The organism is Pseudomonas sp. BF-R-19 (assembly GCF_019956445.1).
GTDB classification, from domain to species: domain Bacteria; phylum Pseudomonadota; class Gammaproteobacteria; order Pseudomonadales; family Pseudomonadaceae; genus Aquipseudomonas; species Aquipseudomonas fluorescens_BH.
The window spans coordinates 18438-44937 of sequence record NZ_JAHBDN010000066.1; the positions used below are offsets into that span (position 1 = coordinate 18438).

Here is a 26500-nt window from a genome sequence, read left to right on the forward strand (position 1 = left end):
GATAATTCGCGTTGACCTTGAGAATTCGCGAGCAAGCCCGCTCCCACATTCGATCTGTGTTTGCCATTAGATCCTGCAAACACCACAAATCCCCTGTGGGAGCGAGCTTGCTCGCGATGGGGCCATCACAGCCGCCATCAATCGCCCTGAATCACATATGCAACGCATGCCCCAACGCCCGCAACGCCGCTTCCTGCACCGCCTCACCCAGCGTCGGGTGCGCATGGATGGTGCCGCCGATGTCTTCCAGCCGCGCGCCCATCTCCAGGCTCTGCGCGAACGCCGTGGACAACTCCGACACGCCTACGCCCACCGCCTGCCAGCCGACAATCAGATGATTGTCGCGACGGGCGACCACCCGCACGAAGCCGCTTTTCGACTCCAGGGTCATCGCCCGGCCATTGGCGGCGAACGGGAAGCTCGACACGATGCAGTCCAGACCTGCGGCGTTGGCCTCGTCCGGGGTCTTGCCGACCACCACCAGTTCCGGGTCGGTGAAGCACACGGCGGCGATGGCGGTCGGGTTGAACTCGCGGGATTTACCGCTGATCAGCTCGGCGACCATCTCGCCCTGGGCCATGGCCCGGTGCGCGAGCATCGGTTCGCCGCTCAGGTCACCGATGGCATACACGTTGCGCATGCTGGTCTGGCAGCGGTGGTCGATCTTGATCGACGAACCGTTCATGTCCAGGTTCAGCGCTTCGAAGTTCCAGCCCAGGGTGTTCGGCTTGCGACCGACGGCCACCAGCACCTGATCGGTTTCCAGGTTCAGGGTCGCGCCGTTCGGGGCCAGTACTTGCAAGGTATTATCTTTTGAATCAAAGCCTTGAATGCTATGCTTCAAGTAAAGCTTCACGCCGAGCTTTCTCAGTTCGTCGTGCACAGGCTGGGTCAGTTCGGCGTCGTAGGCCGGCAGGATGCGTTCCTGCGCTTCCACCACGCTGACCTCGGCGCCGAGCTTGCGATAGGCAATACCCAGCTCCAGACCGATGTAGCCACCGCCGACCACAATCAAGCGCTTGGGCACGGATGTCGGCGCCAAGGCTTCGGTGGAGGAGATGATCGGCCCGCCAATCGGCAACATCGGCAGGTTCACGCTTTTCGAACCGGTGGCCAGCACCAGGTGCTCGCACTGGATGCGCGTGTCGCCGACTTCCACGGTTTTACCGTCAACCACGTTGGCCCAGCCTTGAACGACCTGGACCTTGTTCTTTTTCAGCAACGCGGCAACGCCGGTGGTCAGGCGATCGACGATGCCGTTCTTCCACTCAACGCTCTTGGTGATATCGAGAGAAGGCGCCGAAACGCTGATGCCCAGAGCCGAAAGCTGATGGTGGTGCTGCGTCTGATGAAACTGCTCGGCGACGTGAATCAGTGCCTTGGACGGAATGCAGCCGATGTTCAGGCAGGTGCCGCCCAGGGATTGGCCTTCCACCAGAATGGTCGGGATGCCCAGCTGACCGGCACGGATCGCCGTTACATAACCGCCAGGACCGCCGCCGATGATCAGCAGCGTGGTATTCAGGGTCTGCATGCCTTACTCCACAAACAAGGTCGCGGGTTGTTCGAGCAGGCCACGGATGGCCTGGATGAAGAGCGCCGCATCCATGCCGTCGACCACGCGGTGATCGAAGGAGCTGGAGAGGTTCATCATCTTGCGGATCACGATCTGGCCTTTGATCACCATTGGCCGTTCGACGATCTTGTTCACGCCGACAATCGCCACTTCCGGCAGGTTCAGCACTGGCGTGCTGACGATGCCGCCCAAGGCGCCAAGGCTGGTCAGGGTGATGGTCGAACCGGACAACTCGTCGCGGCTGGCCTTGCCGTTGCGCGCGGCGTTGGCCAGACGAGCGATTTCCGTTGCGCTGTCCCACAGGCTGCGGGCTTCGGCGTGACGCACCACCGGCACCATCAGGCCAACGTCGCTCTGGGTCGCGACGCCCACATGCACCGCGCCGAGGCGGGTGATGACCTGGGCTTCGTCGTCGTAGCGGGCGTTCATCTGCGGAAAGTCGCGCAGGGCGACGACCATGGCGCGGACCAGGAACGGCAGCAAAGTCAGCTTGCCGCGGGTCGCGCCGTGTTTTTCATTGAGGTGCGCGCGCAGCTCTTCCACGGCGGTGACGTCGATTTCCTCGACATAACTGAAGTGGGCGGCACGCTGGGTGGCGTCCTGCATGCGCTGGGCAATCTTGCGGCGCATGCCGATCACCGGGATCTGCTGTTCATCGGTACGTTGGGCGTAAGCAGCCGCCACCGGTGCCGAAGCGTTCGACTGACCCTGGGCCAGGTAGGCGTCGAGGTCTTCATGCAGCACGCGACCGGCGGGGCCGCTGCCACGCACCAGGCGCAATTGAATACCGAGGTCCAGCGCATGCTTGCGCACAGCCGGGGAGGCCAGTGGGCGTTCATCGGCTGCGCGAGCCACCATCGGACCCTGGCAGACGGTAGCTTTCGGCGCTGGGGCAGCGACCGGTTTGCTTTCCACCACGGCTTCAACTTTAGGTGCGGCCACAGGCGCTTCTTTAACAGGTGCCGGTTGCGCCGACTCTTTAACGTTGCCCGCGCCTTCGACTTCAATGCTGATCAGCACACTGCCGACCGCCATGACTTCGCCCGGCTGGCCACCGAGGGCGATGACCTTGCCATGCACCGGCGACGGGATATCGACCATCGCCTTGTCGGTCATGACATCGGCCAGTACCTGATCTTCGACGACCATGTCGCCGACCTTCACGTGCCATACCGACAATTCAACTTCTGCAATGCCTTCACCAATGTCCGGCATTTTAATGACGTGCGTGCCCATTCAGACCTCCATGACCCGTTTCAAAGCCGCGCCCACACGGGACGGGCCAGGGAAATACGCCCACTCTTGCGCGTGCGGGTAAGGGGTGTCCCAACCGGTGACGCGTTCGATCGGCGCTTCCAGGTGGTGGAAGCAATGCTCTTGCACCAGCGACACCAGTTCGGCGCCGAAACCGCAGGTGCGGGTGGCTTCGTGCACCACCACGCAACGGCCGGTCTTTTTCACCGATTTGACGATGGTTTCCAGGTCCAGCGGCCACAGGCTGCGCAGGTCGATGACTTCGGCGTCGACGCCGCTTTCTTCAGCAGCGACTTGCGACACGTACACGGTGGTGCCGTAGGTCAGCACGGTCACGTCCTTGCCCGGACGGGTGATCGCAGCGACGTCCAGCGGTACGGTGTAGTAACCGTCCGGTACTTGCGCGGCGGGGTGCTTCGACCACGGGGTTACCGGGCGGTCGTGGTGGCCGTCGAACGGGCCGTTGTACAGGCGTTTTGGCTCGAGGAAGATCACCGGGTCATCGTTTTCGATGGAGGCAATCAACAGGCCCTTGGCGTCGTACGGGTTGGACGGCATCACCGTGCGCAAACCGCAGACCTGGGTGAACATCGCCTCGATGCTCTGGCTGTGGGTCTGGCCGCCGTAGATGCCGCCGCCACATGGCATGCGCAGGGTCATCGGCGCGGTGAACTCGCCAGCCGAGCGATAACGCAGGCGGGCGGCTTCGGAAATGATCTGGTCGGAGGCCGGGTACACGTAGTCGGCGAACTGGATCTCGGCTACCGGACGCAGACCGTAGGCGCCCATGCCCACGGCGACACCGACGATGCCGCTTTCGGAGATCGGCGCGTCGAACACCCGGGAGGTGCCGTACTTGTTCTGCAGGCCTTCGGTGCAGCGGAACACGCCACCGAAATAGCCCACGTCCTGGCCAAAGACCACGACGTTGTCATCACGCTCAAGCATCACATCCATGGCCGAGCGCAGGGCCTGGATCATGGTCATGGTGGTCGTGGTCATGGCGGTTTCCAGCTCGATATTGTTGTTGTGATCGTTCATGTCAGATCCCCAACTCTTGGCGCTGGCGCTTCAAGTGCTCCGGCATCTCTTTGTAGACGTCTTCGAACATGGTCGCGGCGCTCGGAATCTGGCCGCCGGCGAGGGTGCCGTACTGTTCGGCTTCTTTCTGTGCGGCGATCACTTCGGCTTCCAGCTCGGCGCTGACGGCGGCGTGTTCTTCTTCGGACCAGTGACCGGTCTTGATCAGGTGCTGCTTGAGGCGCGCAATCGGATCACCCAGCGGGAAGTGGCTCCAGTCATCGGCGGGACGGTATTTCGACGGATCATCGGAGGTCGAGTGCGGGCCGGCGCGGTAGGTGACCCATTCGATCATGGTCGGGCCGAGGCCGCGGCGCGCACGTTCGGCGGCCCAGGCCGAGGCGGCGTAGACCGCGTAGAAATCGTTGCCATCGACCCGCAGGGAGGCAATGCCGCAACCGACGCCGCGACCGGCGAAGGTGGTCGCTTCACCACCGGCAATCGCCTGGAAGGTGGAGATCGCCCACTGGTTGTTGACCACGTTGAGGATCACCGGCGCGCGGTACACGTGGGCGAAGGTCAGGGCGGTGTGGAAGTCCGACTCGGCGGTGGCGCCGTCGCCGATCCACGCCGAAGCGATTTTGGTGTCGCCCTTGATCGCCGAGGCCATGCCCCAGCCCACTCCCTGGATGAACTGGGTGGCGAGGTTGCCGGAGATGGTGAAGAAACCGGACTCCTTGACCGAGTACATGATTGGCAACTGACGGCCCTTGAGCGGATCGCGCTCGTTGGACAGCAGCTGGCAGATCAGGCCGACCAGCGGCACGTCGCGGGCCATCAGGATGCTTTGCTGGCGGTAGGTCGGGAAGCACATGTCGTCGATATTCAACGCCAGGGCCTGGGCGCTGCCGATGGCTTCTTCGCCAAGGCTCTGCATGTAGAACGACATCTTTTTCTGACGCTGGGCGACCACCATGCGGTTGTCGTAGATGCGGGTCTTGAGCATGGCACGCATGCCCTTGCGCAGGATCTCGCTGGAGACGCCTTCGGCCCAGGGACCGAGGGCGTTGCCCTGGTCGTCGAGCACGCGAATCAGGCCACGGGCCAGGTCAGCCGTGTCAGCCGGCTCAACGTCGATTTGGGGTTTGCGCACCGTGCCGGCATCGGTCAGGTGCAGGTAGGAGAAGTCGGTTTTACAGCCGGGACGGCCCGAGGGTTCGGGGACGTGCAGGCGCAGCGGTTCATACGCTTGGGTCATGGCTTCTACGCTCGATCTTGTGAATTTCTTGTAGTGAGCTGACAGATTTCGTTCGGTAGAAGAAATCTTGTCCTACAACAATCATAGGCCCGGCCAAGAAGAATATTTCTCTCTGTTTCGTTGCGCTGAAGATCATTTGCAGATAAAAAACCTGCATAAACACAAAAAACAGGTGGTTTTGTCTCATGCGCAAACTGGACCGTACCGATATCGGCATTCTCAATAGCCTTCAGGAGAACGCGCGCATCACCAACGCCGACCTCGCGCGTTCGGTGAACCTGTCGCCGACCCCGTGTTTCAACCGGGTCAAGGCCATGGAAGAACTGGGGGTGATTCGCGAGCAAGTGACGTTGCTGGATGCCGACCTGCTGGGGCTGCATGTGAACGTGTTCATTCACGTCAGCCTGGAGAAACAGGTGGAGGAGGCGTTGCAGCATTTCGAAGAGGCGATTTCCGATCGCCCCGAAGTGATGGAGTGCTACCTGATGGCCGGCGACCCGGACTATCTGATCCGGGTGCTGGTGCCGACCATCCAGTCGCTGGAGCGCTTCATGATGGACTTTCTGACCAAGGTGCCGGGGGTGGCGAACATCCGGTCGAGCTTTGCGCTCAAGCAGGTGCGCTATAAAACCGCGCTGCCATTGCCGGCGAATGGGCTGACCTTGGGGAATTAAACGTCGATCTTAAAATTTGTTAAGCGGAATCTTCAGGTAAGTCACGCCATTGTCCTCTGCCGGCGGCAGTTCCCCCGCCCGCACATTGACTTGAATCGCCGGCAATAGCAGCGTCGGCATGCCCAGCCCGGCATCACGCCGGGTGCGCATGTCGACGAAGGCGGCTTCGTCGATGCCGTCGCGCACGTGGATGTTGCTTTTGCGCTGTTCGCCCACCGTGGTCATGCATTGGGGCGCGCGGCCCTCGGGCGGATAATCGTGGCAGATGTAGAGTCGCACGTCGGCGGGGAAGGCCAGCAGCTTGTGGATCGAGGCGTACATCTGGTTGGCATTGCCGCCGGGAAAGTCGCAGCGCGCGGTGCCCACGTCCGGCATGAACAGTGTATCGCCGACCAGGATCACATCGTTGCCGATCAGGTAGGCCATGTCCGCCGGGGTATGGCCGGGCACGTGCAGGGCGCTCGCCTTGAGGTTGCCGATCATGAACGATTCGTTGGGGGCGAACAGGTGGTCGAACTGGGAACCGTCGATGCGAAAGGATGGCTCCAGATTGAACAGCGCCTTGAACACGTCCTGGACCTTGCTGATCGACTCGCCAATGGCGATCTTGCCGCCAAGCACCTCGCGCAGATACGGCGCGGCGGACAGGTGATCGGCATGGGCGTGGGTTTCCAACAACCATTGCACTTGCAAGTGACGGGCGCGGACGAAGGCGATGATTTTGTCGGCCTGGGTGGTCGCGGTACGCCCGGCGGCTGCGTCGTAGTCGAGCACCGGATCGACAATCGCACACTGCCCGCCATCAGCCTCGTAGACCACGTAGCTGTAGGTCGAGGAGGCGGGGTCGAGGAAAGCTTCAATCAGCGCGGGCATGTATACGAACCTGTGCAGGGGTAGAAAAGTCGGACGACGGAAAGTCAGCCATGGGTTGCAACACTTTATATAAAGACATAATGTTCGCAGCTTAAGTGACGTTGAAGGCATCCTGCAAATGCAATCCAGTCTGACCGAATGTGAAGTCGCCCAATTGCGCGCCTCGGCCTCCAAGGCATGTGCGCTGCTCAAGGCCCTGGCCAATGAGGATCGCCTGTTGATCCTGTGCCAGTTGACCCAGGGCGAACGCAACGTAGGCGAGCTGGAAAAAATGACCGGCGTGCGCCAACCGACCCTGTCCCAGCAATTGGGGATCCTGCGCGATGAAGGACTGGTCGCCACCCGTCGTGAAGGCAAGTACATTTTTTACGGTCTCGCCAGTCACGAGGTGATCCAGGTGATGAAAACCCTCTCCGGGCTTTATTGCGGGGCGGTGCTTAAAAGCTGGGTTCAACCCTGAATGCAAACCAGCACAACTCAATAATGTGGGAGCGGGCTTGCTCGCGAAGACGTAGTGTCAGTCGACACCGTCATTGGCTGACCCACCGCTTTCGCGAGCAAGCCCGCTCCCACATTGGGATTTGCGTTTCGACTGACAATCTCCTTGCGTGCAGCAAAAGGAACAAGCAATGAACGATCAACACTGGGGCCCATCCATCAGTGCAGATATCGTGGTCATCGGCGGCGGCACGGCGGGTATCGGCTTGGTCGCCAGCCTGCTCAAGCGTAGCCCGCATCTGAACATCACCGTGATCGAACCCGACTCCCGGCACTACTATCAACCGGCCTGGACGCTGGTCGGCGGCGGTGCCTACAACGTGGAGAACACCGTGCGGCCGATGGCGTCGGTGATGCCGCGCGGAGCCCAATGGCTGCAGGCTGCCGTGACGGGCATCGATCCCGACAAGCGCCAGCTCACCCTCGGTGACGCGCGCACGGTCAGCTATCAAAACCTGGTGGTCTGCCCCGGCCTGCGCCTGGCCTGGGAAAAAATCGAAGGCCTGGAGGACACCCTCGGCCAGCACGGCGTGACCTCCAATTACAGCTATCGGCACGCGACCTACACCTGGGACCAGGTGCAGAAATTGCGTGGCGGCAAGGTGCTGTTCACCCAGCCGGCCATGCCGATCAAATGTGCCGGCGCGCCACAAAAGGCGCTGTACCTGTCCTGCGATCACTGGCGCAAGACCGGTGTGCTGGACAGCATCGACGTCGAATTCAATCTGGCGGGCGCGGCGCTGTTCGGTGTGGCGACCTTTGTCCCGCCGCTGATGAAGTACATCGAGAAGTACAAAGCCCGGTTGGCCTTCAACTCCAACCTGGTCAAGGTCGACGGCCCGGCGAAAACCGCGTGGTTCGACGTCAGGGATGCCGATGGCAATGTCACCCGCCAGGCAAAGACCTTTGACCTGCTGCATGTCGTTCCGCCTCAGGTGGCCCCGGATTTCGTCGCACGCAGCCCGCTGGCCGACAGCGCTGGCTGGTGCGAGGTCGATCCCCACAGCTTGCAGCATCCGCGTTATCCCGGCGTCTTCGCGCTGGGTGATATCTGCGGCACCACCAATGCAAAAACCGCCGCGGCGGTGCGCAAGCAGATCGTGGTGGTGGCCGAAAACCTGCTGGCCTTGCGCAAGCAACAGCCGCTGAAGTACGACGGCTATGGCTCCTGTCCGCTGACGGTGGAGAAGGGCAAGGTGATCCTTGCCGAGTTCGGGTACGCGGGCAAGTTGCTGCCGACCTTTCCCCTTGACCCGACGACCCCGCGCCGCTCGGCGTGGTGGCTGAAGGCGACACTGCTACCGTGGTTCTACTGGAACGGTATGCTCAAGGGCCGCGAGTGGCTGACACGTGTGTCCAGGGTGGACTGAGAACTTCCTATGTTGCTGGCAAGTCTGTTTGGTGTAGTGATGGGGTTGGTGCTCGGCTTGACCGGCGCCGGTGGCGGTATCCTTGCAGTCCCGGCCCTGGTGTTGGGGTTGGGCTGGAGCATGACCCAGGCCGCTCCGGTGGCGTTGTTTGCGGTGGGCAGTGCGGCAGCGGTCGGCGCCATCGATGGTTTGCGCCATGGCCTGGTGCGTTATCGCGCGGCGCTGCTGATCGCGGCATTAGGCGCGGTGTTTTCGCCGGTGGGCATCTATTTTGCCCATCAGTTGCCGGAAAAAATCCTGATGATCCTGTTCAGCCTGCTGATGGTCGTGGTGTCCGCGCGGATGTTGCGCCGCGAGCGCAAGGACGAGGGCCCCAGCGATCACGGTCAGGCCAACTGGGGCCAGAAGAACTGCATGCTCGATCAACAGACCGGGCGCTTTTCCTGGACCGCCAAATGCACCGCGACCCTCGCCGCGCTCGGTGCAGTAACCGGCGTGGTCTCGGGATTGCTGGGGGTGGGCGGCGGTTTTCTGATTGTCCCGGCCTTCAAGCAACTGACTGACGTGCAGATGCGCGGGATCGTTGCCACGTCGCTGATGGTGATCAGCCTGATTTCGGCCATCGGCGTGATCGGCGCCTTCCATGCCGGGGTGCGCATCGACGATTCGGGCATTGCCTTCATCGTCTCCAGCATCGTCGGCATGATCATCGGCCGCAAGCTCTGCGCCCGGGTGCCGGCGCGGGCGTTGCAGGTCGGGTTCGCCAGCATCTGCGTCGTGGTCGCCGCCTACATGCTATTCAGGGCCAACGCCTAGCCGGAACCGGTTCCTGTGGACTCCACTCGGGTCCACAGGCCTACACCCTAAGTGGCGGGCCTCGCCGACCAGCGGTCTTACGCCATAGTGGTCACGCACCGCCGGCTCATCCAAAGCACCTGAAAACCACCCCCAAGGCAGCGTATGGCGCCGCCGGTCAGGTTTCGATAATCGCCTCCGACACTTAGTCCCCCGTTTCGGAGCGCGCCATGCACAACAATAAGAACGTCACGCATCGTTTTCTGCCGGCCTTGATCGCCAGCCTGTCTGCCCTTGGCCTGAGCCAGGTGGCCGAGGCGGATATCATGCTGTACGACAAGGACCAGACCACGTTCTCCACCGACGGCTACATCAACGCCTTCTACGTGAACAGCGATGTCGACCGCGCCGGCGAGCAGTTCGACCGTCGGCAGTCGCGGGTGAAGATGGGCTTCTTGCCCAACTACCTGGGCTTCAACATGGGCAAGCAGGTAGACGACCTCAAGCTCGGCGCCCGCGCCTCGTTCTGGGTCACCATCAACGACAGCCAAACCAACGGCACCGACACCGCCATCGATGTGCGGCAGTTCTTCGGCACCGTGGCCAACCCGGAATGGGGCGAAGTGCTGATCGGCAAGGATTTCGGGCTGTTCGCCCGTTCCAACATCCTGCTCGACGAAATGCTCGCCGGTTACGGCCAGGTCAGCGATACGTTGGGGCTGGTGGATGGCGGCGGGGTGTCGTTCGGCAACATCGGTACCGGTTACCCGTACCCGTTCCCGACCTCGCAGATCACCTATCGCACCCCGGTGATGGACGGTCTGCGCGTGGCGGTCGGCATCATGGACCCGGTGGACACCAACGACAGCAGCCCGACGGGCAAGGCCTATCAGGAAAACCCGCGTACCGAGAGCGAAGTCACCTATCAGTTCGACCTGGCCGGGGCAAAGATCTACAGCTGGGTCAACGGCAGCTACCAGACCTCGGACAACACCGACTCCACAGTCGAAACCGTCACCTCCAAGGGTGTCGGTTATGGCGTGCAAGCGAAGATGGGCGGCTTGTCCCTCACCGGGTCCGGCTTCCAGGCCAAGGGCATCAATCCGTTTTTTACCAACAATGCTGGCGAGCCGACCCTGCGCAACGTCGACAGCGACGGCTACCTGATGCAGGGCTCCTACAAACTGGGCAAGAACCGCCTGGCCTTGTCCTACGGCAAGACCAACGACGATGGCAACGGCGTGGTTGGCAGCGGCGCGGACTACGAGACTCGCGGTATCGCTTTGTTCCATGACGTGAACGACAACCTCAAGCTGGTGGCCGAGTACAACCAATTCGAAATCAACGGCCACGACACCGACGAGCAGAACGAAGACACCGACACCTTCGCAGTGGGTGCGGTGCTGACCTGGTAACCCCGGGAGGTGGCCCTGGCCGTGCGCATCGCGGCGAGGGTCGCCACCCGTCTCATCCCATCGAAGCGGCTACCCGCTACCCAAGTAGCATTCGTCGCCCCCCACGGACTTCGTACACTCGTGCCTCATACACACGCACCTGCGGGAGGTAAGGATGCAGCAGAGCGAAGGCGTCGTCAGTGCAATGTCCCAGGCCACCGATGCCCGGCAGGTCGCGCAGGAACTGGCCCGCCAGTTGTTGCACCCGCACCTGGGGTTCGTGCTGTTCTTCTGTTCCGCCGAGTACGACTTGCAGGCGCTGGGCCAGGCCTTGCAGCAAAGTTTCGGCGGCATTCGCCTGGCGGGCTGCACCAGCGCCGGGGAAATCACCCCGCTGGGCTACGGGCGCAATTGCGTGACAGCGGTGGGTTTCGATCATCGGCACTTTTCCATTGCGATCGAGCTGATCGACCAGATGGAACACTTCAGCCTGATCGACGCCCAGCAAATGGTCGAGCGCCTGGTCAGTGGCTGTCGCAGCAACACCCTGGCGCCGATCAAGGGCAACAGCTTTGCCCTGACCCTGCTCGATGGCCTGTCCAGCCGCGAAGAAATGGTCCTGGCGGCCTTGAGCGCGGCACTGGGCGACATTCCGCATTTCGGCGGTTCGGCCGGCGATGACAACTATCTGACCCATACCCATGTGTACTTCGATGGCGAGTTCCACAGCGGCGCGGCCGTGGTGGTACTGGTCAATACCTGGCTGGATTTCGAAGTGTTCACCACCCACCACGTGCTGCCGCGCGCCGAGAAGCTGGTGGTCACCGGGGCCGACAGCACCTTGCGCCGGGTCTTCGAACTCAATGCCGAGCCGGCTGCCGAGGAGTACGCCCGGCACATCGGCGTGCCGGTGGCGCAGCTCGATCACCGGGTCTTCGCCGCGCACCCGTTGGCGGTGCGGATCAACCAGCAGTACTACGTGCGGGCCATCCAGCAGGTGCATCCGGACCTGAGCCTGAGTTTCTACTGCGCTGTGGAAAACGGCATCGTCCTTACCGCCATGACCCCGGGGCCGATGCTGCCGAACCTGCAGAGCCTGTTCGAGGGGTTGCAGGAACGCCTGGGCGATTTGCTGCTGACCATCGGTTGCGACTGTTTCCTGCGGCGTCTGGAACTCGAAGACGACGGCAGTCTTGATCAGATCGGCGCGTTTTTGCGTGAGCAACGGGTGATGGGTTTCAACACCTATGGAGAACAGTTCAATGGCATGCACATCAACCAGACCTTCACCGGCGTTGCCATTGCCCGTGGCCGTGCCCCAGGACATCGCTGAGCTGCAGGCCGAACTGGCCGGGCTGCGCCTGGAAAACCATAAACTGCAGCGCATCAATGGCGCGCTGATCGAACGGGTCGAGTCCGGGGGAACCCGCGGCAACGATCCGTACGCGGCATTCCAGCATTCGGTGGTGCTGGCCGAACAAGTGCGCGAACGCACCGATGCCCTGAACCAGGCCATGGCCGAACTCAAGGCCGGCAATCATTTGCTCAGCGAAGCCCGCCTGCGCGCGGAAACGGCGCATCAACACCTGATCGATGCCATCGAAAGCATTTCCGACGCCTTCGTGCTGTTCGACGCCGAGCAGCGCATCGTGCTGTTCAACAGTCGCTTCAAGGCGTTCTGGCGCAACAGTCGGGTGCGGATCAACGCCGGCATGCGCCTGACCGAGGTCAAGCGGCTGATGCTGAACAATGGCCTGTTCACCGAAGAACCACGCGGGCATGCGGACGAAAACCTGCTGTACCGCCTGCAGAACGGGCGCTGGCTGCAGGTCAGCGAGCGGCCGACCCAGGAAGGCGGGCGGGTGATCCTGTTCACCGACATTACCGACGTCAAACTCAGCGAAACCATGCGCCGTGAGCAGGCGGTGGCGCAGAAGTCGCACCTGTTGCAACGGGCGGTCGACAACCTGTCCCAAGGGGTGGCGATGGTCAGCGCCGAGGGCATCCTGGAATTGTGGAACCGGCGTTTCCTGGAGTTGAGCGGGCTGGCGCCGGTGGCGGCCCATCGCCCGTTTGCCGAAGTGATCGCCGACAGCGAGTTGAACCTGCTGACCCCGGCCAGTCGCGATGGCAATGGGCGACCGGTCCGCGAATGCGAGCAGCGCCTGTACGATGGCCGGGTCCTGGAAATCCGCACCCATCCGTTGCCCACCGGCGGTTTCGTCAACACCTTCACCGACATTACCGAACGCTACCAGCACGCCGAAGCGCTGAGCGAAAGCGAACACTGGATCCGCCTGATCACCGATCACGTTCCTGCATTGATTGCCTACCTCAATGCCGACCTGGTCTACGAGTTCACCAACAAGGTCTACGAAGAATGGTACTGCTGGCCCCGCGGCGTGATGCTCGGCCAGAGCCTGCGCGAAGTGCACAGCGAACAGCATTACCAGCGGCTGGAGTCCTATGTGGCCAGGGCACTGGCCGGCGAGAGCGTGACCTTCGAGTTCGCCGAAACCAACGTCAACAACCAGGAGCGCTACATGCTGCGCTCCTATGTGCCCAACCGTCTGGCCAGTGGCGAGGTGGTGGGGATTTTCGTGCTGATCCGCGACATCACCGAACGCCGCCGCACCGCCGAGGCGCTGCATCAGGCGTATCAGAACCTGGAGCTGCGGGTACGCGAGCGCACGGCGGAATTGACCACCCTCAACGACCAGCTGCTGCGCGAGATCGATGAGCGTCGCCTGGTCGAGTCACGCTTGCGCGAAGCCAAGCAGGAAGCCGAGCAGGCCAACCTGTCGAAAACCAAGTTCCTCGCCGCCGTCAGCCACGACCTGCTGCAACCGTTGAATGCCGCGCGACTGTTTACCAGTGCCTTGCTGGAACGGCGTGAGCCGATGTCCAGCGAGATTCTGGTGCGCAACGTGAGCAATTCCCTGGAAGACGTGGAGAACCTGCTCGGCACCCTGGTGGATATTTCCAAGCTCGATGCGGGGGTGATCAAGGCCGACATTGCACCGTTCGCCCTCAGTGAACTGCTGGACAACCTGGCCGCCGAATACACCCAGGTGGCGCGCAGTGAAGGCCTGCAACTGCACTTCATCGGCTGTTCGGCGCTGGTGCGCAGCGACATCCAGTTGCTGGCGCGGATTCTGCGCAATCTGCTGAGCAATGCGATTCGTTATACCTACAGCGGTCGCGTGGTGCTCGGTTGCCGGCGGCATCATCAGTGCCTGACGATCGAAGTCTGGGACAGCGGCATGGGCATTGCCGAGCATCGCCTGGAAGAGATTTTCCAGGAGTTCAAGCGCGGTGATGTGCAGCGGCCCGATCAGGATCGCGGTTTGGGTCTGGGCCTGGCGATCGTCGAGAAAATTGCCGGCATCCTCGGGCATCCGATCCATGTGCGCTCGTGGCCGGGCCGGGGCTCGATGTTCTCGGTCGAAGTACCCTTGAGCGCCACCGCGCCGACACCACCGCCGACGTTGCAGATGAGCGAGCCGATGCTCGAGCGCCTGCGGGGTGCGCGGATATGGGTGCTGGACAACGACGCGACCATCTGTGCCGGCATGCGCACCTTGCTCGAGGAGTGGGGGTGTCGGGTGGTGACGGCACTGTCGGAGGAGGACCTGGCGCGGCAAGTGGACAACTATCACGCCGAGGCGGATCTGCTGATCGCCGATTACCATCTGGACAATGATCGCAACGGTGTCGACGCCGTAGCCCGGATCAATGCCCGGCGCGCGTCACCGATCCCGGCAATGATGATCACGGCCAACTACAGCAATGAACTCAAGCAGCAGATCCGCGAACTGGGCCACACCCTGATGCACAAGCCGGTGCGGCCGATGAAGCTGAAGACGGCGATGAGTCATCTACTCGGCAGGCCTTGAGTTTTCTGGTGCGCTCACGGGCCTCTTCGCGAGCAAGCCCGCTTGTATGCTGGGACTTGAAGGGAGGAGGAGGGACAAAGCCCGATTCTGACTGTTGGCGCAGTACAGATCCGTGGGAGATTTCGCCCCTCCTCCTTTCGCCCAAGCGCCGATAAAGAATGCATCTGGCTAGGACCGACGATAGGAACAAGCCTGCGCCTCTGGGTGAGCCCTTCAAGTGCTCAAAACCTTATCCCGGAGGAATTTCAATGGCAATGGCGGTTTCTGTCGTAAAGCCGATCGTAGGTGTGGATGTCGCCAAGAATGAACTGGTGATCTATCAGGCTGAACTGGATCTTCTCGAGACCATTACCAATGACAAGACAGCCATCAAAAAATGGCTGAAAGCCTTGCTGGCACCGGTTGATCTGGCCATCGAATCGACCAACATCTATCACTTGGAGTTCGCCGATCTGGCCCATGAGGCTGGCTGCACTATCTACATGGTCGGCGGCTACGAGTTGAGTCATTACCGCAAAGGCGTGAAGATTCGGGCCAAAACTGATGCGTTGGACGCCAAACTGCTCGCTCGTTATCTGAAAAATGAATACGAAGAACTCCACCCCTGGATCCCGCCATCCCCACTGTATCGTCGCCTACTGAGTCTTTTCCGCCGCCGCGCGGCGCTGGTTCAGGCGCGAGTCGGTCTGGTGCAGAGCTGGGCGAATGAACCCCTGCTTAAAACCGCATTTGCCGAGCAACTGGCATCCATGCGCAGGCTTGAAACACTGGTCGAGAAGATGATCAATGATCATCTGAACGAGGCCGGTTTACTCGCCCAGTTGAAGCGCTGCATGAAAGTTGAAGGCATTGGTTTTTTGACAGGCGCACGGTTGATTGCGGCGTTTCAGCGAGGCGACTTCAGAAATGCGGATGCATTTATCGCATTTCTGGGGATGGATTTGCGGGTATCGAAGTCAGGGCAAAAGGATGGCCGTCGAAGCCTGACCAAGCGCGGAGATCCGGAAGCTCGCCGACTTCTGCACAACGCAGCCATGTCCGCCAGCCGCACTCCTTCCTGGAAAGGGTTTTACGAGGAGCAAAGAGCTCGGGGTTTCAGTACAACGCAGGCCTTGGTGATCTTGGCCCGCAAGCTTGCGCGGGTCGTATTTGCACTGCTGAAAGGGCAAGGTGAATACCAACCGAAAGCAGGTTGAGGGCTTCCCCTCAACCATAGAATCTCCCACAGGTACATCGCTGTCCTTGTGGGAGCGGGCTTGCTCGCGAAAGGGGCGCCGCGGTCTTACTGACTCAACGCCGCAAATAAGACCCGAAATCAATATCCCCGGCACTCAGGATCGCCTGCACCCGGTTGTGCACGTTGAGCTTGCGCAGGATCGCCGACACGTGGGCCTTGACCGTGGTCTCGGCGATTTCCAGGGTATAGGCGATCTGCTTGTTCGATTCGCCCTTGGTCATGCGTTCCAGCACCTGCAGCTGCTTGCGGGTCAGGGCCTGGAGCAGTTCGGGCGGGAAGCTCGGGGTGTCGTTCATCCGCCGGTGGGTGCTGCCTTTGGCAGTGCGGATGATGTCCGGCGGCAGGTAGACGTTGCCATTGAGAATCTGCTGGATCGCATCGGTCATCTGGGTGCGGGGTGACGACTTGGTGATGAAACCCACCGCGCCGTAGGTGATGGCTTGCAGCACGATCTGTTTGTCTTGCTCGGCGGAGACAATCACCACCGGAATGGTCGGCGCTTCGTTACGCAGGTTGATCAGGCCATTGAGCCCGTGCATGCCGGGCATGTTCAGGTCGAGCAGGATCAGGTCCAGGTCGTCGTGTTCCTGGGTCAGGGCCAGGGCGCTGTCCAGGTCGGCGGTTTCCATCACTTCGCTGCCGGCAAAACCGTCGCTGATGACGTTGTGGATGGCTTCGCGAAACAGTGGGTGATCGTCGGCAATCAGAATTTTGTACATGGCCTTTCACCTCATTATTTTGATTATGGTGTGGCAACAACACGCACGCGTAAAGCTCAGGGAAAGGGTTCGGGCCGGGCTGGCGAAACCGGCAGATTGGCCGCTTGCCAGGCGTCCAGGCCATCGCGATACCAATACAGAGTCTTATAGCCCATGGTGGCTGCGCGCTTGACCGCATTCCAGCTCAACCAGCAGTCGGAGCGGCAATAGAAGACCAGCGGTTGCGTCGGGTCGCCGGCGGTCAGCTTTTTCAGGTTGGCGGCGAAATAGTCCTGCCATTGCGGCGTCAGGTCGCCGTCCCCGGTATTGGCCAGCCAATGGCTGCCGGGCAGGTTTTCATGGGGCTGGTCTTCGATGAATTGCCCTTGCAGCCACTGACGGCGGTAGACGTCGATCAGCACCGGGCGCGGGGTTTGGCCGAGCAGGGTTTGCAGGGCGCGGGTGTCGACGATGGTTGCGCCTTGCAGCTGGTCGGGCGTCGGGCTGCGGTACAGGCCGATGCGATAGCCATCGGCGGAGAACAGCGCAGTGTCGGCCTGCGCGGTGCTCAGCAGCAGGCCCAGGGACAGGGCGGCGAGAGCAGGGCGCAACAGGCAACGTCGGGCACGTGGCATGGGTTCAGTCCTTATAGTTATGGACCTATTACATGCCAGTCGGGGGGCGTTGGGAATGCGACGATAGACAGGGAAACCAGTACTAAAGTAGTAATTTCACCCTGTTCAATGAAGATCAACTGTGGGAGCGGGCTTGCTCGCGAAGGGGGCGTCACATCCAATAAATGAGTTGACTGACACAACGCCTTCGCGAGCAAGTCGAATCGTCGCACCGCCGCTCCCACATTGGGATTGTGTTGTCAGCTGGATTTGCGCAAGGCCGCATGCTGCGGGTTGAAGGTCAGCACGGCGAGCAACGCAAACAGCAGCGTCAGCCCCGTGCACACCGCCAGTGCCAGCGGATTGAAGCGTTCATACAGGGCAAAACGCACAAGCTCCACCGCATGGGTGAACGGATTCACCGCGCACAGCCAATACAGCCACTCGCTGGCCTCGCGCATCTTCCACAGCGGATACAGCGCCGATGACAGGAAAAACAGCGGGAAGATCACGAAATTCATCACCCCGGCAAAGTTCTCCAGCTGGCGGATCGCGTTCGACAGCAAAAGACCCAGTGCGCTGAGCATCAACGCCACCAGCAGCAGGGCCGGCAACGCCAGCAACAGGCCCATCGCCGGTGGCTGCACGCCGTAGACCCAGGCAATCGCCAGGAATGCATACACCTGCAACAACGAAATCAGTGAGGTGGCCACCAGCTTGCTGCACAGCAGAAAGGTTCGGGGCAGGGGGCTGGTCAGCAGCACGCGCATGCTGCCCATCTCGCGGTCGTAGACCATCGACAGTGAGCCCTGCATGCCGTTGAACAGCAGGATCATGCAGGCCAGCCCGGGAATGATGTAGACCTCATAGGGAATGTAGGTGTCGTAGGGTTCGATGATCGCGATCCCCAGCGCTGCGCGAAAACCGGTGGCGAACACCAGCAGCCACAGCAGCGGCCGCACCAGGGCGCTGAGAAACCGCGTGCGTTGCAGTACAAAGCGCAGCCATTCGCGCAGCACGATACCGCTAAAGCATTGCCAGTAAGCGTTCATTGGGCAGCTCCTGATGTTGTCAGGCGGGTGAAGGCCGAACCGAGGTCACCGCCGTGTTCCAGGCTCAGGGCATCGGCCTGTCCGCTGGCTACCAGCCGGCCTTGATGCAGGATCAGCAAGTCATCGCTGGGCTGTACTTCATCGAGCAGGTGGGTGGTCCAGAGCACGCTGATGCGCTCTTCGCGACACAGGCTGCGGATGTGCTGGTTGAGCGCCAGGCGACTCGCCGGGTCGAGGCCGACACTGGCTTCATCGAGCAGCAACAGACGCGGCTCGTGCAGCAGGGCGCGGGCAATTTCCACCCGGCGTCGATGGCCGCCATTGAGTTCACGCACCCGTTCGCGGCGGCGGTCGGTCAGGGCCTGGCGGGCCAGTTCGGCGTCGACCCGAAGGTCGGTCTGACGCCGGGACAGGCCATGCAATGCGGCGTGATAACGCAGGTTCTGCTCAACGCTGAGGTCCAGGTCCAGGGTGCTTTGCTGGAACACCACACCCAACTGCTTGAGCGCCGGGCGTGCCGCGCTGCGCAATGAGCAGCCACCGACGCGGATCTCGCCGTGCTGCAGATCATAGAGCCGGGTCAGCAGGGCAATCAGGGTCGACTTGCCCGCGCCGTTGGGTCCCAGCAGCGCGGCGAAACGCCCGGGTTCCAGGCTGAAGCTCACCTTGCGCAAGGCCTCTCGAGCGCCGTAGGCAAAGCTCAGGTCGCTGACTTCAAGGGCGTTCATGGTGTCACCACCACGCCCCAAGGGTAGCGTCCGACTTTCACCGATTTGCTGACCCTGAGACTGTCGACATCGATCACCGAGACATCGCCGCTGACGCCGTTGGTGACCAGCAATTGCTTCTGATCCGGGGTGAACGCCATCTGCCAGACCCGTCGACCCACCAGCAGGTAATCGAGAATCTCGAAGGTCTTGGCATCGATCACCGCCACATGATTGGCCGGGCCGAGGGCGACGAAGCCGTACTTGCCATCGGCGCTGAGCTTGATGCCCACCGGCTGGACCTTGTCCGGGTGCACGCCCTTGATCTGGAAGTTCAGGGTCTTGAGCACGGTGCGGCTGGCCACATCGAGAATGGTCACGGTACCGCCGATTTCCGCCGAGGCCCAGAGCCGGGCGCCATCGGGGGAGAACTCGACGAAGCGCGGGCGCTGGTCCACCAGGGTGCTGTCGGCCAGGGTCTGGGTGCTGGTGTCGATCCAGTGCAGCATGTTGGTGGTTTCGCTGGTGTTGACCGCCCACTTGCCGTCAGGGCTGACGGCCATGCCCTCGGGTTCGACACCGACTTCGATCTGGCCGAGTACCTTGGAGGTCTCGGTGTCGATCACCGTGACCAGCGCATCGTCTTCGTTGGAGACGTACAACCAGCGATTGTTCGGGTGCAGGGCGAATTGCTCGGGGTCCTTGCCCGAGGGCAGTTCCTTGATGATCTTGCGCGTGGCCACGTCCATCACCTGGACCCGGTCCGAGTCACTGGCGCAGATGTACAGCAGCTTGTTGTCATGGGACAGCAGCAGGCCGCGGGGGCGCTGGCCGACGGGCAGGGTGTCGGTGACTTGCAGGGTCTGCAGGTCGATCAGGCTCAGGCTGTTGTCCTTTTCGTTGGAGACCCAGGCAGTGCTGGCAACGGCATGGCCAGCGGCGAGCAGCAAGGTGCAAGAGAGCAGGGTGCGGCGCATGGCGGATTCCTTGTTGTTGTGATTATCGGCTCAGGGAAAGCGGCAGCTGACCTCGGGTTTGTCGTAGCCCAGGCTGTCCATCTCGTTGAACGGGTGCAGAAAACCGTCCTGGGGGGACGTACTGACCAGCGCCCGGGGCTGGACGATGGGAATCGGCTGGCGCAACTGGCCGTTCCACGGCCGGTAGCTGAGCTTGCGGCCCTTGAAACCGTCGAGCGGCAACTGGTCGCTGATTTCCAGCGTACGGATCGCCATCGGCTCGGCCTGGCGCAATTTGCTCACGGCGCTGGCGATACTGCGCACGGCGATCCACGCGGCGAAATCACGGTCATTCATCCAGCGCCCGGTCAGGGCTTCGAAGCGTTTTTGCAGCTGCGCGGCGCCGTAGGTTTCCACGGTCTTGTGCCAGCCCACCGGGGTCAGGCCCTGGGTGCCGGCGACCGGGCGCGGGTACCAGGTCTGGTAGGGCACGTATTCACCGAAGTCGCCGCGTTCATCGGCCACCAGTACCACGTCGTACTCGGCGGTCTGGGTGAACAACGGCATGTCCGCCTGGGCGCTGCGGCGTTGGTCGTTGTCGAAGCTCCAGGTTTTTTCCGCCACCAGTTGCAAGCCGAAGCGCTTGGCCCCGCGGCGCAGGGCGGCGGCATAGGCTTGATCGTCCGGAGTCGGGCCGATAATCAGCAGCGCCCGCTGCCATTTGCGCAGCACCAGAAACTGCGCCAGTGCATCGGCAAGCATCGCCCGGCTCGGCAAGGTGTGCAGCACGTTCGGCAGGCAATCGGTGGTGCGCAGGTTGTCATCGGGGCTACCGGCGTTGAACAGCAAACTGTCGGGCAGTGCTGCACTCAATTGGCGCAGGCTGGTCGCGGGGGTATTCACCACAAACAGGCGCAGGCCCTGTTCATGCTGGATCTTCGCCGCTTCAAGCAAGGCTTCGGGGCTGTCGACACTGGCGCTGACCAGGCTGTAGCCGTGGTTGAGAAAACGCCCGGTGCTGTTGCTGTCGGTGATCGCCAGTTCGGCGCCGCGCTGCCCGGCATCGGCGGGCTCGGGGATGACGTTGGACAGCAACGGACCGGGGTCGGGGCGATAACCCAGGTAGCCGATCCGCACCTGCAAGGGTGCATCGGCGGCTTGGCTCTGGGTGACCAGGCCGGCGGCGCAGGCAATCGCCAGCAGGTAGATCAAGGCGTAAGGGATGAGCTGGCGCATAGGGTACTCCATTACAGGTAGCGCCAGCTTAGGTAGCCCGTGAAGCTGAGGAAATATGCAGAAAGTACCGGTGGTGTCCATCCAGCGCCTTACTACCAAGGGACTAGGTAGCGACCACCAAAGCAGCATGGGGTGAGTGCGATGCCGTTTCTAAGATGGCTGCCATAGCCTCTGCCAAGAGGTTTTGCGTGCAATCCAGAGGGCATAACAATGACAACAAAACGCAACGCCTTGCTCGTGACCGGGCTATTGGCCAGTTTGATCAGCGCAGGTTCCGTCTGGGCCCACGGCAACGTGGTGCCACAGGCCGTGGAAACCAAGGGACTGACGCCAATCAAGGATGCCGGTGTGCAGCTCGATGCCGATGGCTGGGCCGCGGTGAACCCGTATCGCACCGCCCCGGAACATGACAAGGCGGTGGAGATCGGCTCCTCGGCCTATACCCAGAACTGCGCGGCCTGTCATGGCCTGGAAGCCAAGTCCGGCGGCATCGCCCCCGACTTGCGCATGCTCGATGTCGGTGAGTCGGGCGATGAGTGGTTCGCCGAGCGGGTGCGCCATGGCGCGGTGCGCGACGGTCGGGTGTACATGCCGAAGATGGCCGACTACCTGAGCCAGGAAGCCCTGTGGGCGGTGCGCACTTATCTGGACACTGTGCACGTCGAGGAGTGACCCATGCGCCTGCTCGCGGTGTTGATCGGCGCTTTGTGGCTGTGCTGCCAGGCGGCGCAGGCGCAGGTTCGCAACTACGACGAAATGATCGCCGCCGGGGAGCTGAAGGTCGCGGTCTACAAGGACTTCGCCCCCTACAGCTTTGAACGCGCCGGAAAGCCCCGGGGTGTCGATGTCGAACTCGCCGAAGCGTTGGCCAAGGCGCTCGGCGTGCGCCTGACGCTGATCTGGGCGCCGGCCGGGGAAAAGCTCGACGACGACCTGCGCGATTACATCTGGCGTGCCAGTGCCTTGCACAACCAGCAACTGGCCGACCTGATGATGCGCGTGCCCTACGACCGTGACTACGCGCAGAAGCGCAACGAGTTCGGCGAACTGGTCAACGGCCAGGTGGTGATGTTCGGTCCGTATCAGAACGAACAATGGCAGGTGGCCTATGACCGTCGGCGACTGGACAAGGTCGCCAGCGTCGCGGTGTTCGAGCATCACCCGATTGGTGTCGAAGTCGACAGCGTACCGTCGTTTTACCTGACCTCGGTGTTCAACGGCATGCTCGCCAGCAAGACCCATCACTATCCTGGCGTACCCCAGGCGTTTGCCGCGATGAAGGCCGGTGAAGTCGACGCGGTGATGGCCATGCGCGGCGAAATCGACTGGCAAGTGCACGAAGCGGCCGACCCTCAGGTGGCACTGGCTGCGAACGCCTATCCGAACATGGGCAAGCAGCTCTGGGAAATCGGCATGGCGGTGCACGAAAGCAACCGGCAACTGGCCTATGCCGTGGAGGAGGCGCTGGAAAGCCTCATCCGCGAGGGCTCGGTGAAGACCATCTACGGCCATTACGGCCTGCAATACGACGTGCCCGAGATGTATCAATAAGGAGCAGGCGATGAAATGGCGAGGGAGTTGTCTGTTGGCCTGCTGGTTGAGCCTGGCGGCACAGGCTGGCGCTATCGATCCCGGCAAAGACCCGGTGCCATCGGTGATGTGGACTTTCTATCAGCAGCAGTTTCTCGGCAATGCGCCGTTCGTTTTCGATGATCGGGTCAAGCTGCTGGCGCCGCCGTTTGCCGAAGATGCCCGGCAGGTGCCGCTGGAAATCGACGCCCGGGCGTTCAAGGGCGAGGTGGTGAAAATCCTCGCCTGGGCAGAACTTAACCCTTTGCCGAAAATCGTCGACTTCCAGCCGCTGAATTCGGTTTTGCCCTGGCTGTCGTTGCGCATTCGCATCGAACAGGCCACGCCCTTGCGCGCGGCGGTGTTGACCCGCGACGGCGTGTGGCATGTCGGTTCGACACTGATCGACGCCGCCGGTGGCGGTTGCACCGCGCCGAGCGTGGTGCGCACTCAACCGGGCTGGGAGGAGCACATCGGCGAAGTGCTTGGCGGCCGTTATCCCCGGGGCGAATTCAGCCGCTTGCGTTTGCAGGTGGCCCATCCGATGGACAACGGCATGGTCAGCGGCATTCCGGAATTCTTCATCAACCATGCCGAGTTGCGCGACCACAACGAGCAAGTGCTGGCCCGGCTGGAGCTGTTTCCGGCGGTCAGCGAAAACCCCAACCTGGCCTTCGACATCGAAGGGGCAGGGCAAACGCGCCTGCTGCTGCGGGACAACAGCGGTAATGAGTTCGATGCGTCGATCCCCTGACCTCAAGGAGCGTGGCATGCGCTGGATCCTGTTGATGGTGCTGAGCGTCAGTCTGCCGGCCCTGGCCGATCTCGAGTATTCGCTCAAGCCCCGGCAGATCGCCCAGGACACCTGGCTGCTGGAAGGCAGCACGGATAATTTCGCCAAGGCCAACGGCGGCAACATCGTCAACACTGCGTTCATCGTCACTGAGCGCGGAGTGGTGGTGATCGACACCGGCCCGTCCCGGCGTTACGGCGAAGCGCTGCGCAAGGCGATTGCCGCCACCACCGACAAGCCGGTGGTCGAGGTCTTGCTGACCCATCACCACCCGGACCATGTGCTGGGCAATCAAACCTTCAGCGACGTGCCGATCGGCGCCCTGGCCGGCACCACCGAGCTGTTGCACCGGCAAGGCGATGCGATGGCCGAGAATATGTACCGGATGGTCGGCGACTGGATGCGTGGCACCGAAGTGGTGCTGCCGACGCAGACGCTGGCACCCGGCGTGAAAAGTTTTGGGAATCACGATCTGCGTCTGCTGAGCCTGGGTGGGCATACGGGCGCGGATCTGGCTATTCTCGACCAGCAAACCGGCGTGCTGTTTGCCGGGGACCTGGTGTTTTATCAGCGGGCGCTGACCACGCCCAACAGCCCAGGGCTGTCAGTGTGGCTGGCGGACATCGCGACCCTGCAAGGCTTGCCCTGGACGCTGGTGGTGCCCGGCCATGGGCCGGTGGCCAGTGATCCGCAGCCCTTCGAGCAGATGCGCGATTACCTGACCTGGCTCGATCAGCTGATGCGCGACGGCGCCGCCAATGGCAGCGACATGGCCGAGATGATCCGCAGCCCCATCCCCGAACGTTTCACCGGGATCAACCTGAGCCGCTACGAACTGATCCGCAGCGTCAGTCATCTGTACCCGCGCTACGAGCGCGAGCGGATGACACGGGTGGATTCCACCGCAAATAACTGACCCACCCCGATCAAATGTGGGAGCGGGCTTGCTCGCGAAGACGGCAGCACATCCAGCATCAATGTGACAGATAGACCGCTTTCGCGAGCAAGCCCGCTCCCACAGGGGGCCTGTGTCGGGCACAAAATCCACTGCTCATCTCCTCCAAACCTGTACCAAGGAACTAGCAATCTCCTCATTGCGGGCAATTGTTGCCAGGGCGGCGGCGCTCAAGAATCTGCACCAGACCGGGAGAATTTTCCGGACATAACAAAAATCCGCAGAGGAAGCCGTCATGACCCAACCCGCACGTCGCCAGCCCTTCGTCTTGAGCCTGCTGCTCAGTGCCATGCTGTTGTCCGGCCAGGCATTGGCCGGGGTTTCCGACCAGGACATTCTCCAGGACCCGAAGAACCCGGAACAGGTCGTGACCAACGGTCTCGGCGTTCAAGGGCAGCGCTACAGTCCGCTGGATATTCTCAACGTCGACAACGTCAAGGAGCTGCGACCGGCCTGGGCGTTTTCCTTCGGCGGTGAAAAACAGCGTGGCCAGCAGGCGCAGCCGATGGTCAAGGACGGCGTGATGTACATGACCGGTTCCTACTCCCGGGTGTTCGCCGTGGATGCACGCACCGGCAAAAAACTCTGGCAATACGATGCGCGCCTGCCCGATGACATCCGCCCTTGCTGCGACGTGATCAATCGTGGCGTCGCGCTGTATGGCGACCTGGTGATTTTCGGCACCCTGGACGCCAAGCTCGTGGCGCTGAACAAGGACACCGGCAAGGTGGTGTGGAGCAAGAAAGTCGCCGACCACAAGGAAGGCTACTCGATCAGCGCCGCGCCGCTGGTGATCAACGGCAAGCTGATTACCGGCGTGGCCGGTGGCGAGTTCGGTGTGGTGGGCAAGATCGAGGCCTACGACCCGAAAAACGGTGACCTGCTGTGGACCCGGCCGACGGTCGAAGGCCATATGGGCTTCGTCTACAAGGACGGCAAAGCGGTGGAGAACGGCATCTCCGGCGGCGAGGCGGGCAAGACCTGGCCGGGCGATCTCTGGAAAACCGGCGGCGCGGCCCCTTGGCTGGGCGGCTATTACGACCCGGAAACCAATCTGCTGCTGTTCGGTACCGGCAACCCGGCGCCGTGGAACTCGCACCTGCGCCCTGGCGACAACCTCTACTCTTCGTCGCGCCTGGCGCTCAACCCGGACGACGGCACCATCAAGTGGCACTTCCAGAGCACGCCCCACGACGGTTGGGACTACGACGGCGTGAACGAACTGGTGTCGTTCAACTACAGCGAAGGCGGCAAGGAGATCAAGGCGGCGGCCACTGCCGACCGTAACGGCTTCTTCTATGTGCTGGATCGTACCAACGGCAAGTTCATCCGTGGCTTCCCGTTCGTGGACAAGATCACCTGGGCCACCGGCCTGGATAAGAACGGCCGGCCGATCTACAACGAGGCCAGCCGTCCCGGTGCCCCGGGTTCCGAAGCCAAGGGCAGTTCGGTCTTCGTCGCGCCGGCGTTCCTCGGCGCGAAAAACTGGATGCCGATGGCTTACAACCAGGACACCGGGCTGTTCTATGTGCCGTCCAACGAATGGGGCATGGACATCTGGAACGAAGGCATCGCCTACAAGAAAGGCGCGGCGTTCCTCGGCGCCGGCTTCACCATCAAGCCGTTGAACGAAGATTACATCGGCGTGCTGCGGGCGATCGATCCGAAAACCGGCAAGGAAGTCTGGCGCCACAAGAACTACGCGCCGCTGTGGGGCGGGGTGCTGACCACCAAGGGCAACCTGGTGTTCACCGGCACGCCGGAAGGTTTCCTGCAGGCGTTCAATGCCAAGACCGGCGAAAAGGTCTGGGAATTCCAGACCGGTTCCGGCGTGCTCGGCTCACCCGTGACCTGGGAAATGGACGGCGAACAGTACGTCTCGGTGCTCTCCGGCTGGGGCGGCGCGGTGCCGCTGTGGGGCGGCGAAGTGGCCAAGCGGGTGAAGGACTTCAACCAGGGCGGCATGCTCTGGACCTTCAAGCTGCCGAAAGACCTCGTGGCCAAGCACTGATCCCTTGTGGGAGCGGGCTTGCTCGCGAAGGGGCCTTCACATTCAACATTGATGTTGCGTGATC

The 26500-nt window shown here is 62.0% G+C and carries 24 protein-coding genes; 13 read left to right on the plus strand and 11 right to left on the minus strand.

The window, feature by feature from the left end:
- Positions 1–151 precede the first annotated feature (151 nt).
- Genes lpdA through KGB28_RS19195 form a run of 4 tightly spaced genes read right to left on the minus strand, consistent with a single transcriptional unit; the run spans position 152 to position 5108 of the window.
- A complete protein-coding gene (gene lpdA, locus KGB28_RS19180; protein WP_223447101.1) occupies positions 152–1534 on the minus strand; it encodes a dihydrolipoyl dehydrogenase in 1383 nt (460 codons plus the stop codon).
- A gap of 3 nt (positions 1535–1537) precedes the next feature.
- Positions 1538–2812, minus strand: coding sequence for a dihydrolipoamide acetyltransferase family protein (locus KGB28_RS19185; RefSeq protein ID WP_223447103.1), 1275 nt, complete (start codon positions 2810–2812; stop codon positions 1538–1540).
- The gene (locus tag KGB28_RS19190) at positions 2813–3871 is read right to left on the minus strand and encodes an alpha-ketoacid dehydrogenase subunit beta (RefSeq protein WP_015095444.1); all 1059 of its coding nucleotides are present in this window, start codon (positions 3869–3871) and stop codon (positions 2813–2815) included.
- Between the two features lies 1 nt (position 3872).
- Positions 3873–5108, minus strand: a complete 1236-nt coding sequence (locus KGB28_RS19195) for a 3-methyl-2-oxobutanoate dehydrogenase (2-methylpropanoyl-transferring) subunit alpha (protein WP_056727828.1) — start codon at positions 5106–5108, stop codon at positions 3873–3875.
- A gap of 185 nt (positions 5109–5293) precedes the next feature.
- On the opposite strand from KGB28_RS19195, the gene bkdR reads away from it, so the two are divergent.
- Positions 5294–5782 carry a Bkd operon transcriptional regulator BkdR gene (bkdR, locus tag KGB28_RS19200; RefSeq protein ID WP_007976593.1) on the plus strand — a complete coding sequence of 163 codons (489 nt, stop codon included), beginning with the start codon at positions 5294–5296 and terminating at the stop codon, positions 5780–5782.
- Positions 5783–5791: 9 nt separating this feature from the next.
- Here the strand turns inward: bkdR and KGB28_RS19205 are convergent, their stop codons facing one another.
- Positions 5792–6655, minus strand: coding sequence for an MBL fold metallo-hydrolase (locus tag KGB28_RS19205; RefSeq protein WP_223447105.1), 864 nt, complete (start codon positions 6653–6655; stop codon positions 5792–5794).
- Positions 6656–6773: 118 nt separating this feature from the next.
- On the opposite strand from KGB28_RS19205, the gene KGB28_RS19210 reads away from it, so the two are divergent.
- From KGB28_RS19210 to KGB28_RS19240, 7 genes are all read left to right on the plus strand, one after another.
- Positions 6774–7115 (plus strand): ArsR/SmtB family transcription factor, encoded by a 342-nt coding sequence (locus tag KGB28_RS19210; RefSeq protein ID WP_007976596.1) that lies wholly within the window; start codon positions 6774–6776, stop codon positions 7113–7115.
- A 169-nt stretch (positions 7116–7284) separates the two neighbouring features.
- Entirely contained in the window at positions 7285–8523 is a 1239-nt protein-coding gene (locus KGB28_RS19215; RefSeq protein WP_223447107.1) for an FAD/NAD(P)-binding oxidoreductase, read from the plus strand.
- Between the two features lie 9 nt (positions 8524–8532).
- The gene (locus KGB28_RS19220) at positions 8533–9339 is read left to right on the plus strand and encodes a sulfite exporter TauE/SafE family protein (protein ID WP_223447108.1); all 807 of its coding nucleotides are present in this window, start codon (positions 8533–8535) and stop codon (positions 9337–9339) included.
- A 209-nt stretch (positions 9340–9548) separates the two neighbouring features.
- Positions 9549–10733: a porin gene (locus KGB28_RS19225; RefSeq protein WP_223447110.1), complete on the plus strand. Its 1185-nt coding sequence runs from the start codon at positions 9549–9551 to the stop codon at positions 10731–10733.
- Between the two features lie 154 nt (positions 10734–10887).
- Positions 10888–12045, plus strand: a complete 1158-nt coding sequence (nosP, locus tag KGB28_RS19230) for a nitric oxide-sensing protein NosP (RefSeq protein ID WP_223447112.1) — start codon at positions 10888–10890, stop codon at positions 12043–12045.
- Positions 11975–14608 (plus strand): hybrid sensor histidine kinase/response regulator NahK/ErcS', encoded by a 2634-nt coding sequence (gene nahK, locus KGB28_RS19235; protein ID WP_223447113.1) that lies wholly within the window; start codon positions 11975–11977, stop codon positions 14606–14608. Before nosP ends, nahK begins: the two co-directional genes overlap by 71 nt.
- Positions 14609–14856: 248 nt before the next feature.
- Positions 14857–15804 carry an IS110 family transposase gene (locus KGB28_RS19240; RefSeq protein ID WP_223447115.1) on the plus strand — a complete coding sequence of 316 codons (948 nt, stop codon included), beginning with the start codon at positions 14857–14859 and terminating at the stop codon, positions 15802–15804.
- Between the two features lie 94 nt (positions 15805–15898).
- Here KGB28_RS19240 and KGB28_RS19245 read toward each other — a convergent pair whose 3' ends face one another.
- The 6 genes from KGB28_RS19245 to KGB28_RS19270 form a co-directional block, all read right to left on the minus strand.
- Positions 15899–16564: a response regulator transcription factor gene (locus tag KGB28_RS19245; protein ID WP_223447117.1), complete on the minus strand. Its 666-nt coding sequence runs from the start codon at positions 16562–16564 to the stop codon at positions 15899–15901.
- Between the two features lie 56 nt (positions 16565–16620).
- A complete protein-coding gene (locus tag KGB28_RS19250; RefSeq protein WP_223447119.1) occupies positions 16621–17178 on the minus strand; it encodes a PQQ-dependent catabolism-associated CXXCW motif protein in 558 nt (185 codons plus the stop codon).
- A 239-nt stretch (positions 17179–17417) separates the two neighbouring features.
- The gene (locus tag KGB28_RS19255) at positions 17418–18209 is read right to left on the minus strand and encodes an ABC transporter permease (RefSeq protein WP_223447120.1); all 792 of its coding nucleotides are present in this window, start codon (positions 18207–18209) and stop codon (positions 17418–17420) included.
- A complete protein-coding gene (locus tag KGB28_RS19260; RefSeq protein WP_223447122.1) occupies positions 18206–18937 on the minus strand; it encodes an ABC transporter ATP-binding protein in 732 nt (243 codons plus the stop codon). The genes KGB28_RS19255 and KGB28_RS19260 overlap by 4 nt, the downstream gene beginning before the upstream one ends.
- Entirely contained in the window at positions 18934–19893 is a 960-nt protein-coding gene (locus KGB28_RS19265) for a YVTN family beta-propeller repeat protein (RefSeq protein ID WP_223447124.1), read from the minus strand. The genes KGB28_RS19260 and KGB28_RS19265 overlap by 4 nt, the downstream gene beginning before the upstream one ends.
- Positions 19894–19923: 30 nt before the next feature.
- On the minus strand, positions 19924–21108 hold the full coding sequence (locus KGB28_RS19270) for an ABC transporter substrate-binding protein (protein ID WP_223447126.1): 1185 nt from the start codon (positions 21106–21108) through the stop codon (positions 19924–19926).
- A gap of 210 nt (positions 21109–21318) precedes the next feature.
- Here KGB28_RS19270 and pedF point away from each other — a divergent pair, with 210 nt between their 5' ends.
- The 5 genes from pedF to KGB28_RS19295 all read left to right on the plus strand — a co-directional run bounded on the left by pedF (position 21319) and on the right by KGB28_RS19295 (position 26436).
- Positions 21319–21780, plus strand: coding sequence for a cytochrome c-550 PedF (gene pedF / locus KGB28_RS19275; RefSeq protein WP_223447128.1), 462 nt, complete (start codon positions 21319–21321; stop codon positions 21778–21780).
- A gap of 3 nt (positions 21781–21783) precedes the next feature.
- Entirely contained in the window at positions 21784–22659 is an 876-nt protein-coding gene (locus KGB28_RS19280; RefSeq protein WP_223447130.1) for a substrate-binding periplasmic protein, read from the plus strand.
- A gap of 10 nt (positions 22660–22669) precedes the next feature.
- Positions 22670–23431 (plus strand): quinoprotein dehydrogenase-associated SoxYZ-like carrier, encoded by a 762-nt coding sequence (locus tag KGB28_RS19285; RefSeq protein ID WP_223447132.1) that lies wholly within the window; start codon positions 22670–22672, stop codon positions 23429–23431.
- 16 nt (positions 23432–23447) lie between these two features.
- Complete coding sequence (locus KGB28_RS19290) at positions 23448–24386, plus strand: quinoprotein relay system zinc metallohydrolase 1 (RefSeq protein WP_223447154.1); 939 nt, start codon at positions 23448–23450, stop codon at positions 24384–24386.
- Positions 24387–24660: 274 nt separating this feature from the next.
- Positions 24661–26436, plus strand: a complete 1776-nt coding sequence (locus tag KGB28_RS19295; protein ID WP_223447161.1) for a PQQ-dependent methanol/ethanol family dehydrogenase — start codon at positions 24661–24663, stop codon at positions 26434–26436.
- The last annotated feature ends 64 nt before the right edge of the window (positions 26437–26500 follow it).

What these genes read in the sequence shown, in the direction of transcription:
- lpdA (WP_223447101.1), bottom strand. Translation starts at nt 1,534, where the DNA reads ATGCAGACCCTGAATACCACGCTGCTGATCATCGGCGGCGGTCCTGGC.
- KGB28_RS19185 (WP_223447103.1), bottom strand. Translation starts at nt 2,812, where the DNA reads ATGGGCACGCACGTCATTAAAATGCCGGACATTGGTGAAGGCATTGCA.
- KGB28_RS19190 (WP_015095444.1), bottom strand. Translation starts at nt 3,871, where the DNA reads ATGAACGATCACAACAACAATATCGAGCTGGAAACCGCCATGACCACG.
- KGB28_RS19195 (WP_056727828.1), bottom strand. Translation starts at nt 5,108, where the DNA reads ATGACCCAAGCGTATGAACCGCTGCGCCTGCACGTCCCCGAACCCTCG.
- bkdR (WP_007976593.1), top strand. Translation starts at nt 5,294, where the DNA reads ATGCGCAAACTGGACCGTACCGATATCGGCATTCTCAATAGCCTTCAG.
- KGB28_RS19205 (WP_223447105.1), bottom strand. Translation starts at nt 6,655, where the DNA reads ATGCCCGCGCTGATTGAAGCTTTCCTCGACCCCGCCTCCTCGACCTAC.
- KGB28_RS19210 (WP_007976596.1), top strand. Translation starts at nt 6,774, where the DNA reads ATGCAATCCAGTCTGACCGAATGTGAAGTCGCCCAATTGCGCGCCTCG.
- KGB28_RS19215 (WP_223447107.1), top strand. Translation starts at nt 7,285, where the DNA reads ATGAACGATCAACACTGGGGCCCATCCATCAGTGCAGATATCGTGGTC.
- KGB28_RS19220 (WP_223447108.1), top strand. Translation starts at nt 8,533, where the DNA reads ATGTTGCTGGCAAGTCTGTTTGGTGTAGTGATGGGGTTGGTGCTCGGC.
- KGB28_RS19225 (WP_223447110.1), top strand. Translation starts at nt 9,549, where the DNA reads ATGCACAACAATAAGAACGTCACGCATCGTTTTCTGCCGGCCTTGATC.
- nosP (WP_223447112.1), top strand. Translation starts at nt 10,888, where the DNA reads ATGCAGCAGAGCGAAGGCGTCGTCAGTGCAATGTCCCAGGCCACCGAT.
- nahK (WP_223447113.1), top strand. Translation starts at nt 11,975, where the DNA reads ATGGCATGCACATCAACCAGACCTTCACCGGCGTTGCCATTGCCCGTG.
- KGB28_RS19240 (WP_223447115.1), top strand. Translation starts at nt 14,857, where the DNA reads ATGGCAATGGCGGTTTCTGTCGTAAAGCCGATCGTAGGTGTGGATGTC.
- KGB28_RS19245 (WP_223447117.1), bottom strand. Translation starts at nt 16,564, where the DNA reads ATGTACAAAATTCTGATTGCCGACGATCACCCACTGTTTCGCGAAGCC.
- KGB28_RS19250 (WP_223447119.1), bottom strand. Translation starts at nt 17,178, where the DNA reads ATGCCACGTGCCCGACGTTGCCTGTTGCGCCCTGCTCTCGCCGCCCTG.
- KGB28_RS19255 (WP_223447120.1), bottom strand. Translation starts at nt 18,209, where the DNA reads ATGAACGCTTACTGGCAATGCTTTAGCGGTATCGTGCTGCGCGAATGG.
- KGB28_RS19260 (WP_223447122.1), bottom strand. Translation starts at nt 18,937, where the DNA reads ATGAACGCCCTTGAAGTCAGCGACCTGAGCTTTGCCTACGGCGCTCGA.
- KGB28_RS19265 (WP_223447124.1), bottom strand. Translation starts at nt 19,893, where the DNA reads ATGCGCCGCACCCTGCTCTCTTGCACCTTGCTGCTCGCCGCTGGCCAT.
- KGB28_RS19270 (WP_223447126.1), bottom strand. Translation starts at nt 21,108, where the DNA reads ATGCGCCAGCTCATCCCTTACGCCTTGATCTACCTGCTGGCGATTGCC.
- pedF (WP_223447128.1), top strand. Translation starts at nt 21,319, where the DNA reads ATGACAACAAAACGCAACGCCTTGCTCGTGACCGGGCTATTGGCCAGT.
- KGB28_RS19280 (WP_223447130.1), top strand. Translation starts at nt 21,784, where the DNA reads ATGCGCCTGCTCGCGGTGTTGATCGGCGCTTTGTGGCTGTGCTGCCAG.
- KGB28_RS19285 (WP_223447132.1), top strand. Translation starts at nt 22,670, where the DNA reads ATGAAATGGCGAGGGAGTTGTCTGTTGGCCTGCTGGTTGAGCCTGGCG.
- KGB28_RS19290 (WP_223447154.1), top strand. Translation starts at nt 23,448, where the DNA reads ATGCGCTGGATCCTGTTGATGGTGCTGAGCGTCAGTCTGCCGGCCCTG.
- KGB28_RS19295 (WP_223447161.1), top strand. Translation starts at nt 24,661, where the DNA reads ATGACCCAACCCGCACGTCGCCAGCCCTTCGTCTTGAGCCTGCTGCTC.